The organism is Mycoplasma sp. 06067-C1-B144P-99-0482-3 (assembly GCF_051053925.1).
GTDB classification, from domain to species: Bacteria; Bacillota_I; Bacilli_A; order Mycoplasmatales; family Mycoplasmataceae; genus Mycoplasma; species Mycoplasma leachii.
On the sequence record NZ_CP144017.1, the window covers coordinates 241,733 to 258,273 of the forward strand.

A 16,541-nucleotide genomic window follows, 5' to 3' on the forward strand; every position below is an offset into this window, starting at 1 on the left:
AACAACACTAGAAACTAGTATTTATCGTTTCTGTGTTGTTTTTGTTCTGCTTGAGTTAATCAACGCTTTCTTAACCTAATATCTGTTGGTGTAATTTCAACTAACTCATCATTTGAAATATATTCTAAAGCTTCTTCTAGACTCATTTTTCTAGCTGGTGTTAATTTAACAGCATCATCAGTCCCACTAGCTCTAGTATTAGTTAATTTTTTTGCTGTTGTTGGATTTACATATAAATCATTATCTCTTGAATGCTGACCAATAATCATTCCTTCATAAACATCAACTTGAGGACCTATAAATAAAATTCCACGTTCTTCAAGATTATTTAAAGCATAAGGTAAACTCTTACCATTTGCCATTGATACTAATACTCCGTTTTGTCTTGAAACAATTTCACCTTTATATAGTTCATATCCACCACTACTTTTAACCATAATACCCTCACCATGAGTATCATTTGTAAATTCTGATCTAAATCCAATTAAACCTCTTAATGGTATAGAATAAGTAATTTTATCTCTAATACCATCAGAATCCATATCTAACATAATTCCTTTTCTTTGATTTAATTTGTTAATAATAGTTCCAGAATACTCAGTTGGTGTATTAATAATTACTTTTTCAATTGGTTCTAATAAATCTCCAGTTATTGGATTACGTTGAAAAATTACTTCTGGTTTTGAAATTGCTAATTCAAAACCTTCTCTTCTCATTGCTTCAATTAAAACTGAAATATGTAATTCTCCACGTCCTAAAACTTTAAATCCTTCAATTTCAGAATTAATTAAAGGTTCAATTCTTAAACCAACATTGACTTCAACTTCTTTTTCTAAACGCTCTTTAATATTTCTTGAAGTAACAAATTTACCAACTCTTCCAGCAAATGGTGAAGTATTTACTAAAAAGTTCATAGACATTGTTGGTTCTTCAATATGAATTGGTTTTAATGGTTTAATAACATTTAAATTATTAATAGTATCTCCAATTGAAATATCTTCAATTCCAGCAAATGTAATAATGTCTCCAGCAAACGCTTGTTTAACTTGAACTCTATTTAATCCTTGATAAACCATTAATTTTGCAATTTTTCCTTGCTTAATAGTTCTATCATTTTTAACAATACTTACGATTTGATTTTCTTTAATACTTCCTTCAAAAATTCTTCCAATTCCAATTCTTCCAATAAAACTATCATAAGCTAAACTTGAAACTTGCATTACTAGATCATTATTAGATAGTTCAGTTGGATATGATCCAACTTGATTAATAATAGTTTCAAATAAAGGTGTTAAATCATTACTTTGTTCTTCTAGACTATATTGAGCAATTCCATTTTTTGCAATTCCATATAAGGTTTTAAAATTAAGTTGTTCATCTGTTGCGTTTAGTTCTAAAAATAGTTCAATTACTTCTTCAACTACTTCTAAACTTCTTTGATCTTTTTTATCTATTTTATTAATAAATAAAATTGGGTTTAATCCAATTTCTAAAGCTTTTTGTAAAACAAATCTAGTTTGAGGCATTGGTCCTTCACTTGAATCAACTAATAAAATTACAGTATCAACTGTTTTCATAATTCTTTCAACTTCACTAGAAAAATCAGCATGCCCTGGAGTATCTACTATATTAATTTTGTAATCTTTATAAGTAATAGAACAGTTTTTAGAATAAATTGTAATTCCTCTTTCTCTTTCTTGGTCATTTGAATCCATAACTTGTTCAATTACTTCTTGATTTTGTCTAAAAACTCCACTTTGTTTTAATAAAGCATCAACAAGTGTAGATTTACCAGCATCAACGTGTGCAATAACAGCAATATTTATTATTTTTTGATTATTCATTCTAACACCTCTAAATTTAAGCAATATATTAATTTTATTACATTGATTCTTATTAATTATTTTTTAGTTTAAAATATTAAGTTTTTATTTATTATTAATTAAAAAACACTAAATAATATTGTAAAAAAATTCTTTGCGATGTAAAGATTTTCAAGCATAATATATAAGAAAAATAGAATTCGTGACTTATATTTTATAAATTGGCAAACTAATTAAAGATTAGAAATATAAATTTATTAAAAGTAAGGATAGATTATATGAAAAAAGTCCTAACATTATAGCTACAAGTAGTGTGTTAGTTGTATCTTGTAAAACTAACGGACTAAAAGGTAAAGTAGAAAAATCTAAATATATTTCTAGAAATTTTTCTAAAAAAGAAAAAGATGAGAGCAAAGATCCTGAGATTATGAAAGAAAAATTGCAAAGTGATCAATCACATAATAATAGTGGTTCTAGTTCAGAATCTTTAAGTATGAATAATGATAATGTTTTATCTAGTATTGAAGACGAAAATTTATTTATTTACGGATATAATAAGTGGTTAGAAGATAGTAAAAATGGTAAATCTGAACATTTTATAAATCCTAAGAATCCTAACGAAATTTTGCTTTTAGGTTATACAAAAGAAACTAGAGGTAAAAAAGATATTTATAAATTAAATTCAATTCCTTCAAATATTAATAAAGTTCCCAAATCATTACCTACTAAAATAACAAGTTTAGAAGCTGCATTTAAAGATAATGTTAATGAGATTATTGACGGTATAGAGAGTTGAGATACCTCTAGAGTAACAAACATGAGTAGAACTTTTCATGGTGCCAAAAAATTTAATGGTGATATCAGTAAATGAAAAACTGACAATGTAGAAGGGACACTTATATGTTTCTTAGCGCTGAATCATTTAAAGGTGATTTAAGTAAATGAAAAGTTTCTAAATCTTTCTACTAAGAAACTTTTGATAAATATTCTGGTATTCAGGGCAGAATTGAGTTACTACCGCAATTTAAAAAACCAATTTCAAATAGTTAATAAAATAAAAAAACTGAACTAACAAAATAAAGATTTGTTGTTCAGTTTTTTGTATTATACTTTTTCTTCTAATAATTTTGTTAATGAATTATCATAGTTATCTAATAATAAAACACTCTCATTATAAGAAATTTTTTTTAATATCATCACAATTGCATGCTTACAAGAAAAATTAGATTCAGCTAATGCTTTATATATTATTTGATCTTTAGCGCTTGTTAACTGTTTGACTATTTTAAAAGCACGGTTTTTTAATTTATCATTTGTAGCTACTAAGTCTATCATTAAATTTTTATAAACTTTTCCTAATTTAATCATCAGTGTTGTTGTTATCATATTACATACTAACTTAGTAGCGGTTCCTGCCTTCATTCTTGTACTACCAGTTATTATTTCAGCTCCAGTTTTAATACTAATAACTTGATTGGCTATTTTTGTCATTTCTGAATTTTTAACCATACATAAACCAATAGATAAAGCATCTTTTTTATTAGCATATTTTAATGCTGAAAGAACATAAGGAGTTTTTCCTGATGAAGCTATTCCAATAATTGTATCAAATGAGTTTAATTTGATTTTATTTAAATCTACTATTGCTAATTTTTCATTATCTTCAGCGCCTTCAATAGGATTTTTTATTGCTTTATTTCCTCCAGTAATAATTCCAATAATTCTATTCTGATCAATTCCATATGTTGGATACATTTCTGATGCATCTAAAATTCCTAGTCTTCCTGAAGTTCCTGAACCAATGTAAATTAGTCTTCCACCTTTTTTAAAACGTTCAAAGATTAGATCAATTACATTTGAGATTTGATTTAATTCTTTTTTAATTGCATATGCAACTTTTATATCTTCATTATTAATAATTTTTATTATTTCAGATGTACTCTTTTTATCAATATCTAAGCTATTTTTATTTATATTTTCAGTTTCAATATCTAATATATTATTACTTTTCATTATTACTCAACCTTAATATTTGCAAGTTTGATTCTTTCTTGTTTTGGTAATTTATAATAACTTATTATTCAATATATAAAAATACTGATTATTGTAATAAAAATAACTGTTAATAATATTTTATAACCTAATTTGTATTGATCATTTTTATATATTTCTTTCATTTTACTAGTTCCAATTCTAGATATTTTTGAATAGCCAAATAATGTTATTAGTATTCCAAAAATAATTGAAACTAAACAACCTAATAAATAAATAAGAACACCTAAACCTATATTTTTATCTTGAGTTGTCATCATAAAGGTTGCTAATATTCCACTAGGACCAAACATTGAGTTTAAACCAAAATGAACATTTCCTCATAAATAAATTGATCCTAAGAAAAAACCACCAAAACCCGCAGATATTGATGCTGTAATAAATGGACGAATTCTTGGAAGGGTAATTCCATAAATCATTGGTTCACCAATGCCAAAAATAGCAGGAATTATTGCTCCTTGAATTTGACGACGTAACAAACTTTTTTTATTTGCTAAAAATCACAAAGCAATACCAGTTCCGACTTGAGCCATACCTGTCATTGCTAGAATTGGAAATAATCCATTTACTTCTGTTTTTTCAATTAAAATAGCATAAATTGGTACAAAGCCTTGATGAACACCAAAAGAAACAGATAATAAAAAGATAGAAGATAAAACAAATGCACCAAAAGGATTAGTATATAAGTTTGAAAAAAATCAAGCAACAGCACTATATAAATATCCAGAAATTGGAATTATTAAAAATATATTAATAATAAGTAGTAAAAATAGTGTTAATGTTGGTGTTAATATTGTATCTAGTACTCCAGGTGTAAATTTACGAATTATTTTTTCTATTCATAATGATGCATATGCAGTTAATAAAGCACCTAGAATATTTCCTGATGGGTATGAAAATATTATTTGATCATTTTTAATAAAGGGTCTAAAACCAACAGTTAATCAGTTAGTTGTAGGATTTGTTATATTAATTCCTAAATAATTAATACTATCTTTGTTATTAATTACAATCATAGGTAGAATACTATTTGAAAAAACTGGCGAAAATAAAGCAGCAGTCATAGCTCCTAAAACTCCACTTCCACCTCAAATTTCACAAGTTCTTCAGCCAATAATGATAATAAATGCATTTTTTTAAATATTTAATATTAGATTTAAGGCATTAAATCATGAAACAACTACAGCTGGTGCTGTTTTTAAATTAACAGTTCCTCCATATGATGATTGAATGATACCACCAACTCCTGATAAAATTCCAGCACCAATAAATCCTATTATCATTGGTGAAAATATTTTAGAAAACCTAGTAAAAAAATCTTGAATTCAGTTTTTGTTAGTTCTAAGATTTTGTTTTACAATATCACCAACTTCTGAAGCTGACATAAATTTATCATCTTTTGAATCATTTGCTTTTAGTAATTGCGAAAACTCTTCAGTTACTTTATTTACAAATCCAGGTCCTAAAACTATTTGTAATTCATTAGAAGAAACATTTATAACACCTAATACGTTTGGTATTGATTTTAATTTTTCAAGATCAATATTATTTTTTTTAATATTTAAACGTAATCTTGTTAAACAATTGGTATAAGAATTAATATTATCAATTTTTATAATATTTATAATTTCTTTAGCAGTTATTTTAGGGTCTTTAGTCATTTAATATCACTTCTTAAATCGTATATTTTGTTAATATACAACTTTATTTTAAAAAGAATAAAGACATAAAAAATTCTTATTTATTCAGGTTGTAATTTTATTTCAAAAATTGTAAATTTTAAAATTTTGATATCATTGTTTTTTCTAATAACTCGGTATAATTTTTTAAATCAGTTGATAATAAAAATATGTAAATAAGATCTAAAGCAAATAATAAAGAAAATCTACTAGTAGTAGAAACTAAACGATCAATTTTTTCATTACTATTAATGTTTATTAAGTAATTAGATAAATTAGAAAGTGTATTATTGGTTGCTTTACATACTACAGCAATTTGAACATTATTTTTAGTACAGACTTGAGCTAATTTAATTAAATCAAGTGTTTCTCCAGAATATGAAACAAATATTGCTAAATCATTATTATTTAACTGATTAGCTAATAAATAACCATTATGAAAATCATTAACAGCTGTGATGTTAAAACCAATTCGTAATAACTTTTGTTGAAAATCTTTAGCAATATTAAAAGTGCCACCAACAGCAAAGACTGCTATTTTAAGAGCTTTTTTGATTTTACTAATTAAATTTTTAATAGTATCTTGTTGTTCTATTGTTAATTTAGAAGTTTCATCTAAACTAGAAATTATATTATTATATGCATTAAGTATTAGTGAATTACTAGTAAGTGAGTAAGTAATTTGATCACCTTGCAAACTATTTTTAAAATATTTAATAATATGAACTAATTCTTTATATCCATCTAAATTTAAAAATTTAACAAATCTATTAATAGTTGCAACTGATGTATATGTAGCTTTTGCTAATTGGTTAATAGTCATTTTTTCAATACTATCTAAATTACTTAAAACATAATTTGCAATAAAACAAAAACGATGATCTGTATCTAAACTAATTTTTTTAATTGTTCTTATTATTTGTTTTTCAGTCATCAATTATTTGCCCTTTTTATTTGTTTTTTCAAATACAAATCAAATTATCATAAGTAAAATAAAACCAATTCCAGATATTGATAAAAATATAATTGCTAAATTAATAAATTTAGTTAAATAAAAAATAAAACCAATTAAACCTACAATACTAAATACTATTAATAAAATATTAAAAATTAACTTCTGTTTTTTTGTAAAGTTGCTCATAACTTTAAAATAATTCCTTATAACTTAAATTATAACTTAATCGTAGCTACTGATTTAAAATCTAAAAGAGACTAAAATATTAGTTATTAGCAAATTTTCATTTTCTAAAAATTAACAATAAGTATTTATTATGTAATATAATACTCTTGTATTAGAAATTATTTTTCAGAAAGGGATATTTATGTCAAGAATAGAAAGAATTTTCGCTCGTGAAATTCTAGATTCAAGAGGAACACCAACAGTTGAAGTTGAAGTTTGAACTGAATTTGGTGGATATGGTTGTGCTAAAGCTCCTTCTGGTGCTTCAATTGGAGTTAATGAAGCTTTAGAATTAAGAGATGGAGATAAAGCTCGTTATAATGGTAAAGGTGTATTAAAAGCAGTTAAAAATGTTAATGAAACAATTGCTCCTAAACTAATTGGAGTTGATGCTTTAGATCAATTAACAGTAGATAGAATAATGTTAGATTTAGATGGAACAGAATTTAAAACTAAATTAGGAGCTAATGGAATTTTAGCTGTTTCTTTAGCTGTTGCAAAAGCTGCTGCTAGTGAATTAGACATTCCATTATATAAATATTTAGGTGGAGTTCAAGCAAAAAAATTACCAGTTCCTATGTTAAATGTTATTAATGGTGGAGAACACGCTGATTCAGCAATTGACTTTCAAGAATTTATGATTATGCCAGTTGGAGCAAAATCATTTAGTGAAGCTTTAAGATGATCTTCTGAAACTTTTCAAGCTTTAAAATCATTATTAAAATCTAAAAAAGATATTACTGCTGTTGGAGATGAAGGTGGATTTGCACCTAATTTTGAATGAGCATATGAAAAACATGATTTAAAATCATTTAAAGCAAAGACTCCAGCTGAAATTGCTTTAGATTTATTAGTTGAAGCTATTAAAAAAGCAGGATATAAACCAGGAAAAGATGGAATTATGATCGCAATGGATTGTGCTTCATCTGAACTATATTTAGAAGATAAAAAATACCATTTTAAAAAGATTGAAAAAGTAACTAATCAAGAATGATCATTAACTACAGATGAAATGATTTTATATTTAGAAAAACTTGTTGATAATTATCCAATTATTTCAATTGAAGATGGATTAGCTGAAACTGACTGAGAAGGATTTACTAAATTAACTCAAAAAATTGGTGATAAAGTTCAAATTGTTGGAGATGACTTATTTACAACAAACCCTAAATTTATTAAACAAGGTATTAATAAAAAAGTTGCAAACTCAACTTTAATTAAACTAAACCAAATTGGTACACTAAGTGAAACTGTTGAAGCAATCACTATGACTCAAAAAGCAGGATGAACTGCAGTTGTATCACATAGATCTGGAGAAACAGAAGATACAACTATTGCTGATTTAGCTGTTGCATTTAATACAGGACAAATTAAAACTGGATCAATGTCAAGAAGTGATAGAATTGCAAAATACAATAGATTATTACAAATTGAATCTGAACTTGATAAAAATGCTGTATATGATGGATTAGAAGTATTTTATAATTTAAAAAAATAATAATAGCAATTAAATAATTTTAAAAAAGAGTCTAGTCACTCTTTTTTATTTTGTTAAAATAACTATATGAAAAATAAGATTAATCATTATTATATATATTCTGGAATTGTTTTTATTATTTTAATTAGTTTATTTATTATAGGAAGTGTGTATGATTTTAAAATTGCAAGTTTTAAAAGATCAGAAAACTTAAACTTAGCAGTTTTTATATCAAATTTAGGTGTTATTATTCCATCTATTCCTTTAACAATAGCTTTAATTTATCTTATTAAAAGCTTAAAGCTAAAAAATAAACTAAAAATTAATAATATAATAGAAACTTTAATTTATTTTATTATTCCTTTAGGATTTATTATTTTTAACTTTTTATATGAAAAGCAAAGTATAGTTTATTCAATTATTAGTAATTTATTATGTTTGATAATTATTAGTAGTTTAATTTATTATTTTCATATAAATAAAGAAATTATTAGTAATCCTGATTTAAGTATTTATAAAGCAGTAATAGTACTAATAACTATTATAAGTTTATTAATTGTAGTAAATATTTTAAAATTAACATTTAATAGACCAAGCCCCACTAATTTAGAATTATATAGAAATTGATGAAATATCAAATGAACTTCATGAAAACATAACTCGTTTCCATCAGGTCATACTTATTCAGCAACAACTTTATTATTTGTTTTGTTATTATTTAATAAAATAAATAAAAAAGCCTATTTATGAATTAGTTTTACTTGAATATTAATAATAATTATAGCTATGTCAAGAATTGTATTAAATAAACATTTTTTAACTGATGTTGTTTTTTCTATGCTATTATCATTTACAATATCAACAATCATTTTGATAATTAATCACAAGAAAGGCAAGTTATTTATTTAGTATGACACAAAGTATTATTGCACTTGATATTGGCAGTAAAACTATTGGTTTAGCTTATAGTAGTGGAGTTATTGCTTCAAGTTTAGATACTATTAGATTTGAAGAATATAACTTTGATCAAGGCTTAAGACAACTAGAATCTTATTTAAAAAAATATAATCCAACTATTATAGTAGTTGGTTATCCAAAAAATATGAATAATACTATTGGAGAACGTGCTGAAATGGTTGATTATGTTATTGAAATGTTTTTAGATATGTATAAAAATTTTAATAAAGATCAAATTATTAGAATTGATGAAAGAAGAACTACAAAAATAGCCAAAAACATTTTAATTCAAGCTAATTTGACTAGAGAAAAACAAAAAAAATATAAAGATAGTTTAGCAGCACAGCTAATTTTAGAACTATATTTAGAAAGTAGGAAATTATAGAAACTATGCAAAAATTACACCCATTAGTAAAAGAAGTTTTATTTACAAGAGATCAAATTCAAAAAAGAACTAAAGAAATTGCAAAAGAAGTTGAAAGTTATTATAAAGATAAACCTTTAAAAGATAACAGTTTATTAGTTGTTGGTTTATTAAAAGGTTGTGTACCTTTTTATACAGATTTTTGTATGGTTTGTGATTTAACAATGGAAATGGATTTTATGGTTGTTTCATCTTATCATGGATCAACTAGTTCAAATTCAGCTCCAAAAATTAATTTAGATTTAAATACCGATGTAAAAGATCGTGATATTTTAATTATTGAAGATATTATTGATACTGGATTTACTTTAAAATATGTTAAAGAATATTTATTAAATAAAGGTGCTAAAAGTGTTAAAATACTAACTATGTTAGATAAACCAAGTGGTAGAAAAATTGATTTAACTGCTGACTGAGTTTGTTTTACAATTGATCCATGTTTTGTTATTGGGTATGGATTAGATTATCAAGAAAAAATTAGAAACTTACCATATGTAGCAGTTTGTGATACAACTAAATTAGATGATTGAAAATGATAATAAAAAAACCTGAAATCCCCCCGCTACCATAAACACGGACTAAAAATTTTCAATATTATAACAGGATTGTTTTCTGAATTGTACAGGAGACAATCCTTTTAATTTTTCTTTTATTCTTATGTTATTGAATCAATAAATATATTTGTGTATTGATCTAATTAATTCTTGTATTGAATTATATTTTTCACCATAATAAATTTCTTATTTTAACAGATCAAAAAAATTTTCTATTATAGCATTATCTAAACAATTACCTTTTCTAGACATACTTTGAGTTATGTTATTTTCTTCTAGTGTTTTAATTCAGCTAATATGTTGATAATGAAATTATTGATCAGAATGAATTATAAAACCATTAATATTTTTAACTTTTCTAAGTGTTTTTCTCAACATAGAATTAGTTAAGTTTAAATTAGGACTTGTCTGAATTGAATATGAGACAATTTCACCATTATAAAGATCAATGATTGGTGATAAATATAGCTTTTGACCATTAACCCTAAACTCTGTTACATCAGTACATCAAACTCTATTTGCTTCTGGTGAGTAAAAATTTCTTTTTAAAACCTTATCAGCAATTTTTCCAATAGTTCCCTTATAAGAACTGTATTGTCTATTTTTTGTTCTAAATTTAATGCATTGAATGCCAAATTCTTTAGTTAACCTTAAAATTTTCTTATGATTTACAATATATCCTTTTGATTTTAAAGCCATTTTTAGCCTTCTATAGCCATATCTTTCAAATGATTTGTAGAAAATATCAATAATCATTTTCTTTAATTCTTTGTCTTTATCTATTGGATTTTCTAATTTATATTTTCATTCATAAAAAAAGGATTTAGGCAATTGAGCTATTTTTAATAAAACACAAACTTTGACATTTTTATAGATTTTTAACATTTCTAAAACTACTTTTGTTTTTTATTTGTTGATTTTTGTTTTGTCAACAAGGTATGGAACTTTTTTCAGAATTCAGCCTCCAACTTATAGTATTCAACTTGTTCTTTTAATTCCTTAATCTGTTGTTCATTGTTAATTTCTACTTGAGATTTCTTTATTTTAGTTGGTTTTTTATTAAGGTTTTTCATAATTTTCTTAGGTCTTCCTATATTATTATTTAACCCTAAAAATCCATATTCTTTATACTTTTTAAATCATCCAGCTATAGTTGATGAATAAACAATATTAAATTTTCTTGCAATTTCATCATAAGACTGATTAGTTTTAAGTTTATATAATACAATTTTAAGTTTTAATTTTGGACTATAATAAGGTTTTTTATCCTTATTAATAAGTCCTTCAATTCCGAATGCTTCAAATCTATTAACTAAATTTTTTACAGTTCAATCTGAAATATTATATTTATTTGCTAAATAAGTGCTCCTTTTTACATTAAGTTTTTTAGCTTCTTTAACAATTTTTAACTTTTTTTCTAAATCTAATTTGGACATATAAAAACCCCATTTCCTGGATTTTTAGTCCGGAATATGGGGTTCGGGGGATTGATAAGCTTTTATTTTGCTTAATTTATTAAGTTATAAAATTTTATTTTACAGTCATTGCTATTAATCCAATGACAACAGCAGCTGCTACTGGTCCTAGTCCTGGAATTCAAGCATATGATCATTCAGATGAACCTTTATCTTTTAAAGGTAAGAATGTGTGAACTAGTCTTGGTCCTAAATCACGAGCTGGGTTAATTGCATATCCAGTTGTTCCACCTAGTGATAGACCAATACCAAATACTAATAAACCAACAGCTAATGGACCAATATTTTCAAATGCTGAAGATTTAGCAGCTGTTAATCCTCAAATACCAACTAATAGAACTACAGTTCCAATAAATTCCATTAAGAAGTTTAAAATAGGTGTTTTATGAGTAGCTCCAGTTGAGTGAATTGCTAAAACTCTAGGTTGGAAATCATCATCTGTTTTAGTTGTTAAGATATGTTTTCAGTAAAGTAAATCTACAAAAATTGATCCTAAGATTGCTCCAATAAATTGAACAATCAATACAATAAAGAATAATCCAACTCCTGAGATTTGTTTTATAGCATCTGTATTAAATCCAAATGTATTATTTGCTGCTTTTATTGCAAACATAATTGTTACTGCTGGGTTTAGATGAGCAACTCCACCTAATCCAGCTGATATTCCAGCAGCAATAAACACTGCAAATCCTCAACCAGCTGTTATTGAGATTCAACCTGCATTTTGTCCTTTAGTTCCTTTTAGTACAACATTTGCTACAATACCGTTACCTAAAAGAACTAATAATGCAGTTCCAAATAACTCTATTAAAATAATCTGTTCTAACATATTATCCTTTCATTATTATTTATTTTATTTATAAATTATTCAATTTCTTCTACTCATTTAAATGTTCTTTGAACAGCTACTTTTCAACCTTTAATTAATTTATCAACTTCTGGTTTACTTAGTTCTGGTGTTAATTCAAAGTGAACTTTATAAGTTTTTTTCAATTCTTCAACATTTTCTCAATATCCAACAGCTAATCCTGCCATAAATGCAGCTCCCATAGCAGTAGTTTCTACGTTTGTTGGTTTTATAACTTTAGATTGAGAAATATTTGATTGGAATTGCATTAAGAATTTGTTATTTGCAACCCCACCATCTACTTTAAAAATTTCGATTGGTTTTTTCATATCTTTTCCCATTGCATCAACAACATCATTTGCTTGGTATGCAATAGCTTCTAGAGTTGCTCTAACAATATGTTCACGTTTAGTTCCACGATCTAGTCCAAAAATAGCACCACGTGAGAATGAATCTCAATAAGGAGAACCTAATCCAGTAAATGATGGAACAACATAAACTCTTCTATCATCTTTAACTTGACCAGCATATCATTCTGTTTCAATAGCATTATAAACAATTCTTAGATTATCTCTTAATCATTGAACAGCAGCTCCAGCAATCATTACTGAACCTTCTAAAGCATAATATACTTTGTCTTTAAATGAATAAGCAACTGTTGTTAATAAACCATGATTTGATTTAACAATTTCTTCACCAGTATTTGTTAAAATAAAGCATCCTGTTCCATAAGTTACTTTTACTTGACCTTTTTCTAAGCATAATTGCCCAAACAAAGCACTTTGTTGATCACCAATTGATGATGCAATTTTGATTCTTTGCTCATTGCCTTTAGAAAATAGCCCTTTAAATGTGTAACCATAAACTTCACTACATGATTTAATTTCAGGAAGAATGTTTCTTGGAATATCAAATAATTTTAATAATTCATCATCTCAGTCATTTGTGTGAATATTGTATAGTAAAGTTCTTTGTGCGTTAGTATGATCTGTTACAAATACTTCTTCACCTGTTAGACGATAAATTAATCATGTGTTGATTGTTCAAAACATTAGCTTTCCTTCTTTTGCTAGTTGTCTAGCGTTTGGAACATTATCTAAAATTCATTTTACTTTAGTTCCTGAAAAGTATGGATTAATTATTAATCCAGATCTTTGTTTTACCATTTCTAAAGTATCTTTATCAAATGTTTGACAATAGTCAGCTGTTCTTTGATCTTGTCAAACTATAGCATTATAAATTGGTAATCCAGTTTCTTTATTTCAAATAACAGCAGTTTCACGTTGATTAGTAATTCCAATTGCTTCAATCTGACTTGGATCAATTCCAGATTTATTTAAAACTTGTACTAATGCAGAACGTTGAGTATTTCAAATTTCAATAGCATCATGTTCTACTCATCCTTCTTTTGGAAAGTATTGAGTAAATTCTGATTGTTCAACAGCAATAATATTACCTTGTTTATCAGTAATTAAAGCTCTTGCGCTTGTTGTTCCTTCATCTAGTGTTAAGATGTATTTTTTACTATCTGTCATAGTTATTCTCCTTATACTATTTTCATGGAAGAATAGCTTCTTCTTTTGGTTGTCAATTAGCCTTTTTATCTAATTTATCAAATGCATTTTTTACTAAATCACATACCATATCTGCAATAGCTGGAGCTGATGCAATAGCTGGTGATTTCATTCCAGCAACATTAATAAATTTTTTATCATTTTTTGCTGGTCTAATTATAAAGTCATTAGTTTCAATATCAATAGGTCTTGAACCAGCATAAACTGTACAAGTTTTATCCATATTAATATTTGGTATTAAATGTTTACCAATTTTTCCAATGTTATCGTATTGTTGTTGAGTTACTAATAAGGTTTCTTCTTTTGGTACTCCATCTAAAGCAGTTGGTCCTACAATAACTCTACCATCTAACATTGGAGCAACAATAACTCCTTTTCCATGAATGGTTGGCACCATAAATACTACAGAATTTACAATACCTGCTTCAGATTTATCTAAAATACGGTATTCTCCTCTTCTTGTAGTTAATTTAAAATCACCATATCCAGCCATATTTGCTATAACATCAGCATAATGTCCAGCTACATTAACTACAACTTCAGCTTGAATGATTTCATCTTTTGCAGTTTTGATTTCAAAAATATTATCAACTTTTTTAATATCTACTACTTTTGAATTAACTTTTAGTTCAACACCGTTTTTAATAGCATTTCTCATAAGTGTTGTAGTTAGTACAACTGGATCAATAGCAATTGAAGAGTTACATACTAAAGCTCCAACTGCTTGTTTACTAATATTTGGTTCACGTTTTTGAAGTTCTTTTGCATCAATGATTTGCATTTCTTTTGGATCTAGTCCATTAATTAAACCTCTATCATATAGCATATGAACGTGTTTCATTTCTTCATCATTAAATGCCACTATAGTTGAATCAATTCTTAGATATGGAAAATCCATTTCTTTGATTCAGTCTTCATAACGTTTTTTACCTAAAACATTTAATTTTGCATTTAAAGTTTCAGGTCTTGGATCAAATCCACCATGAACTAATCCTGAGTTATGACTACTTGTTTCTAAGGCAAGTCTTGGGTTTGCTTCTAAAACTACAATTTTTTTATCAAATTTTGCTAGTTCTCTTGCAACAGAAGCACCAATAATTCCACCACCGATGATACAAATATCAACTTTTGTTCGCTTCATAATATTTTTTTTAAAAAATTCAAAATTTTATAAAATTTACTTGAAAAAAAATTTATATTTGTTTACTATTATTTAAGTCTATAAAAAAAGTAAATCATTTTGCTTTTCTAAGTAAGTATAAAATTTGAACAGTTGTTTACTTATCTCCTCTCTTCTATACTAATATTTTATATTTTATTAGTCTAAATTACTTGTTTATTTTCACTTATTAGAAAATGAGAAGTGCAATCTGTAAAATAGGTTCAAAATATACCTTTACAATTAGAGGTATACTTTTTTGTTATATAATTAAATTTATGTTAATGTGTTTTTTTAGAAAGAGGCTTATATTTAATGATAAAAAAAATTGGAATTTTAACTTCTGGAGGGGATGCTCCTGGAATGAATAATGCCATTGCTGGAGTTGTAAAAACAGCAGCTTCAAAAGAAATTGAAGTATATGGGATTAATGATGGGTATAAAGGATTAGTTAATGGTTGATTTGAAAAACTAAATGTTGAAAAAACTTTAGATATTCTTTCAAGAGGTGGAACTTATTTAGGATCTGCAAGATTACCAGAATTTAAAGAATTAGAAGTAAGACAAAAAGCAGTAGCTAATCTAAAAAAGGCTGGAATTGAAGCTTTAGTTGTAATTGGTGGAGATGGTAGTTACATGGGTGCTCAAAAATTAACTGAAATGGGCATTAATTGTATTGGTTTACCTGGAACTATTGATAATGATATTTCTTCAACTGATTATACTATTGGTTTTCATACTGCATTAAATACAATTGTTGAAGCAGTTGATAGAATTAGAGATACAATGCAATCACACAATAGAGCAGACGTTGTTGAAATTATGGGAAATGGTTGTGGTGATTTAGTAACTTATACTGCAGTTGCTACAGGAGCTGAAATTTTTTCACCAGCTGAAAATCTACTAACAATTGAACAAATGGGTCAAAAAGCAAAACAATTTAGATTATTAGGTAAAAAAAGTTTAATTATTTTAGTTTCAGAAAAATCATATGGAATTTCAGCTGAAGAAATTGCTGAAAAAATTCAAAAAATTAGTGGTTATGAAACTAAGGCAACTGTTTTAGGACATATTCAACGTGGTGGTAGACCAACTGCTATGGATAGATATATTGCTTTTACAGCAGGTATGTTTGCTGTTGAAAAATTAGCTGAAGGTAAAGGTGGATTATTTATCGGGTTAGAAAATAATAAATTAGTTGCAAGAGATATTGATTCAACTTTAAATATGAAAAAAGAAGATAAAAAACCATTTATTAAATATTTAAGAGAAATTAATGGATATTTTAGTAAATAACATCTAATAATTAATATATTGAAATTAATTAATAAAATATAATT

14 protein-coding genes and 1 pseudogene are annotated in these 16,541 nt (G+C 25.9%); 6 read left to right on the top strand and 9 right to left on the bottom strand.

Annotated elements, in window-relative coordinates; all coding sequences use genetic code 4:
• Window positions 1-14 precede the first annotated feature (14 nt).
• Window positions 15-1,844 (bottom strand): translational GTPase TypA, encoded by a 1,830-nt coding sequence (typA, locus tag V2P32_RS01075; RefSeq protein ID WP_434343736.1) that lies wholly within the window; start codon window positions 1,842-1,844, stop codon window positions 15-17.
• A gap of 292 nt (window positions 1,845-2,136) precedes the next feature.
• On the opposite strand from typA, the gene V2P32_RS01080 reads away from it, so the two are divergent.
• Window positions 2,137-2,760 carry a BspA family leucine-rich repeat surface protein gene (locus V2P32_RS01080; protein ID WP_434343737.1) on the top strand — a complete coding sequence of 208 codons (624 nt, stop codon included), beginning with the start codon at window positions 2,137-2,139 and terminating at the stop codon, window positions 2,758-2,760.
• Window positions 2,761-2,927: 167 nt separating this feature from the next.
• Here V2P32_RS01080 and murQ read toward each other — a convergent pair whose 3' ends face one another.
• From murQ to V2P32_RS01100, 4 genes are all read right to left on the bottom strand, one after another.
• Window positions 2,928-3,836, bottom strand: a complete 909-nt coding sequence (gene murQ / locus V2P32_RS01085) for an N-acetylmuramic acid 6-phosphate etherase (RefSeq protein ID WP_434343738.1) — start codon at window positions 3,834-3,836, stop codon at window positions 2,928-2,930.
• Between the two features lie 2 nt (window positions 3,837-3,838).
• Window positions 3,839-4,939, bottom strand: coding sequence for a PTS transporter subunit EIIC (locus tag V2P32_RS01090; protein WP_434343739.1), 1,101 nt, complete (start codon window positions 4,937-4,939; stop codon window positions 3,839-3,841).
• A 72-nt stretch (window positions 4,940-5,011) separates the two neighbouring features.
• Window positions 5,012-5,536 (bottom strand): hypothetical protein, encoded by a 525-nt coding sequence (locus V2P32_RS01095; RefSeq protein ID WP_434343740.1) that lies wholly within the window; start codon window positions 5,534-5,536, stop codon window positions 5,012-5,014.
• A 118-nt stretch (window positions 5,537-5,654) separates the two neighbouring features.
• A complete protein-coding gene (locus V2P32_RS01100) occupies window positions 5,655-6,488 on the bottom strand; it encodes a MurR/RpiR family transcriptional regulator (RefSeq protein WP_434343741.1) in 834 nt (277 codons plus the stop codon).
• A 388-nt stretch (window positions 6,489-6,876) separates the two neighbouring features.
• Here V2P32_RS01100 and eno point away from each other — a divergent pair, with 388 nt between their 5' ends.
• From eno to hpt, 4 genes are all read left to right on the top strand, one after another.
• On the top strand, window positions 6,877-8,232 hold the full coding sequence (gene eno / locus V2P32_RS01105) for a phosphopyruvate hydratase (protein ID WP_434343742.1): 1,356 nt from the start codon (window positions 6,877-6,879) through the stop codon (window positions 8,230-8,232).
• 66 nt (window positions 8,233-8,298) lie between these two features.
• Window positions 8,299-9,120: a phosphatase PAP2 family protein gene (locus V2P32_RS01110; protein ID WP_434343743.1), complete on the top strand. Its 822-nt coding sequence runs from the start codon at window positions 8,299-8,301 to the stop codon at window positions 9,118-9,120.
• A 1-nt stretch (window position 9,121) separates the two neighbouring features.
• Window positions 9,122-9,553: a Holliday junction resolvase RuvX gene (ruvX, locus tag V2P32_RS01115; RefSeq protein ID WP_011166452.1), complete on the top strand. Its 432-nt coding sequence runs from the start codon at window positions 9,122-9,124 to the stop codon at window positions 9,551-9,553.
• Between the two features lie 5 nt (window positions 9,554-9,558).
• Window positions 9,559-10,131 (top strand): hypoxanthine phosphoribosyltransferase, encoded by a 573-nt coding sequence (gene hpt / locus V2P32_RS01120; protein ID WP_013447575.1) that lies wholly within the window; start codon window positions 9,559-9,561, stop codon window positions 10,129-10,131.
• Between the two features lie 39 nt (window positions 10,132-10,170).
• On the opposite strand, the pseudogene V2P32_RS01125 reads toward hpt, so the two are convergent.
• The 4 genes and pseudogenes from V2P32_RS01125 to glpO form a co-directional block, all read right to left on the bottom strand.
• Window positions 10,171-11,582 (bottom strand): annotated as a pseudogene (locus V2P32_RS01125) (IS3 family transposase).
• A gap of 94 nt (window positions 11,583-11,676) precedes the next feature.
• Window positions 11,677-12,450 (bottom strand): MIP/aquaporin family protein, encoded by a 774-nt coding sequence (locus tag V2P32_RS01130; protein ID WP_434343744.1) that lies wholly within the window; start codon window positions 12,448-12,450, stop codon window positions 11,677-11,679.
• A gap of 35 nt (window positions 12,451-12,485) precedes the next feature.
• Entirely contained in the window at window positions 12,486-14,003 is a 1,518-nt protein-coding gene (gene glpK, locus V2P32_RS01135; protein ID WP_434343745.1) for a glycerol kinase GlpK, read from the bottom strand.
• A 16-nt stretch (window positions 14,004-14,019) separates the two neighbouring features.
• The gene (gene glpO / locus V2P32_RS01140) at window positions 14,020-15,183 is read right to left on the bottom strand and encodes a type 2 glycerol-3-phosphate oxidase (RefSeq protein WP_434343746.1); all 1,164 of its coding nucleotides are present in this window, start codon (window positions 15,181-15,183) and stop codon (window positions 14,020-14,022) included.
• A 333-nt stretch (window positions 15,184-15,516) separates the two neighbouring features.
• On the opposite strand from glpO, the gene pfkA reads away from it, so the two are divergent.
• The gene (gene pfkA / locus V2P32_RS01145) at window positions 15,517-16,497 is read left to right on the top strand and encodes a 6-phosphofructokinase (protein ID WP_434343747.1); all 981 of its coding nucleotides are present in this window, start codon (window positions 15,517-15,519) and stop codon (window positions 16,495-16,497) included.
• Window positions 16,498-16,541 lie beyond the last annotated feature (44 nt).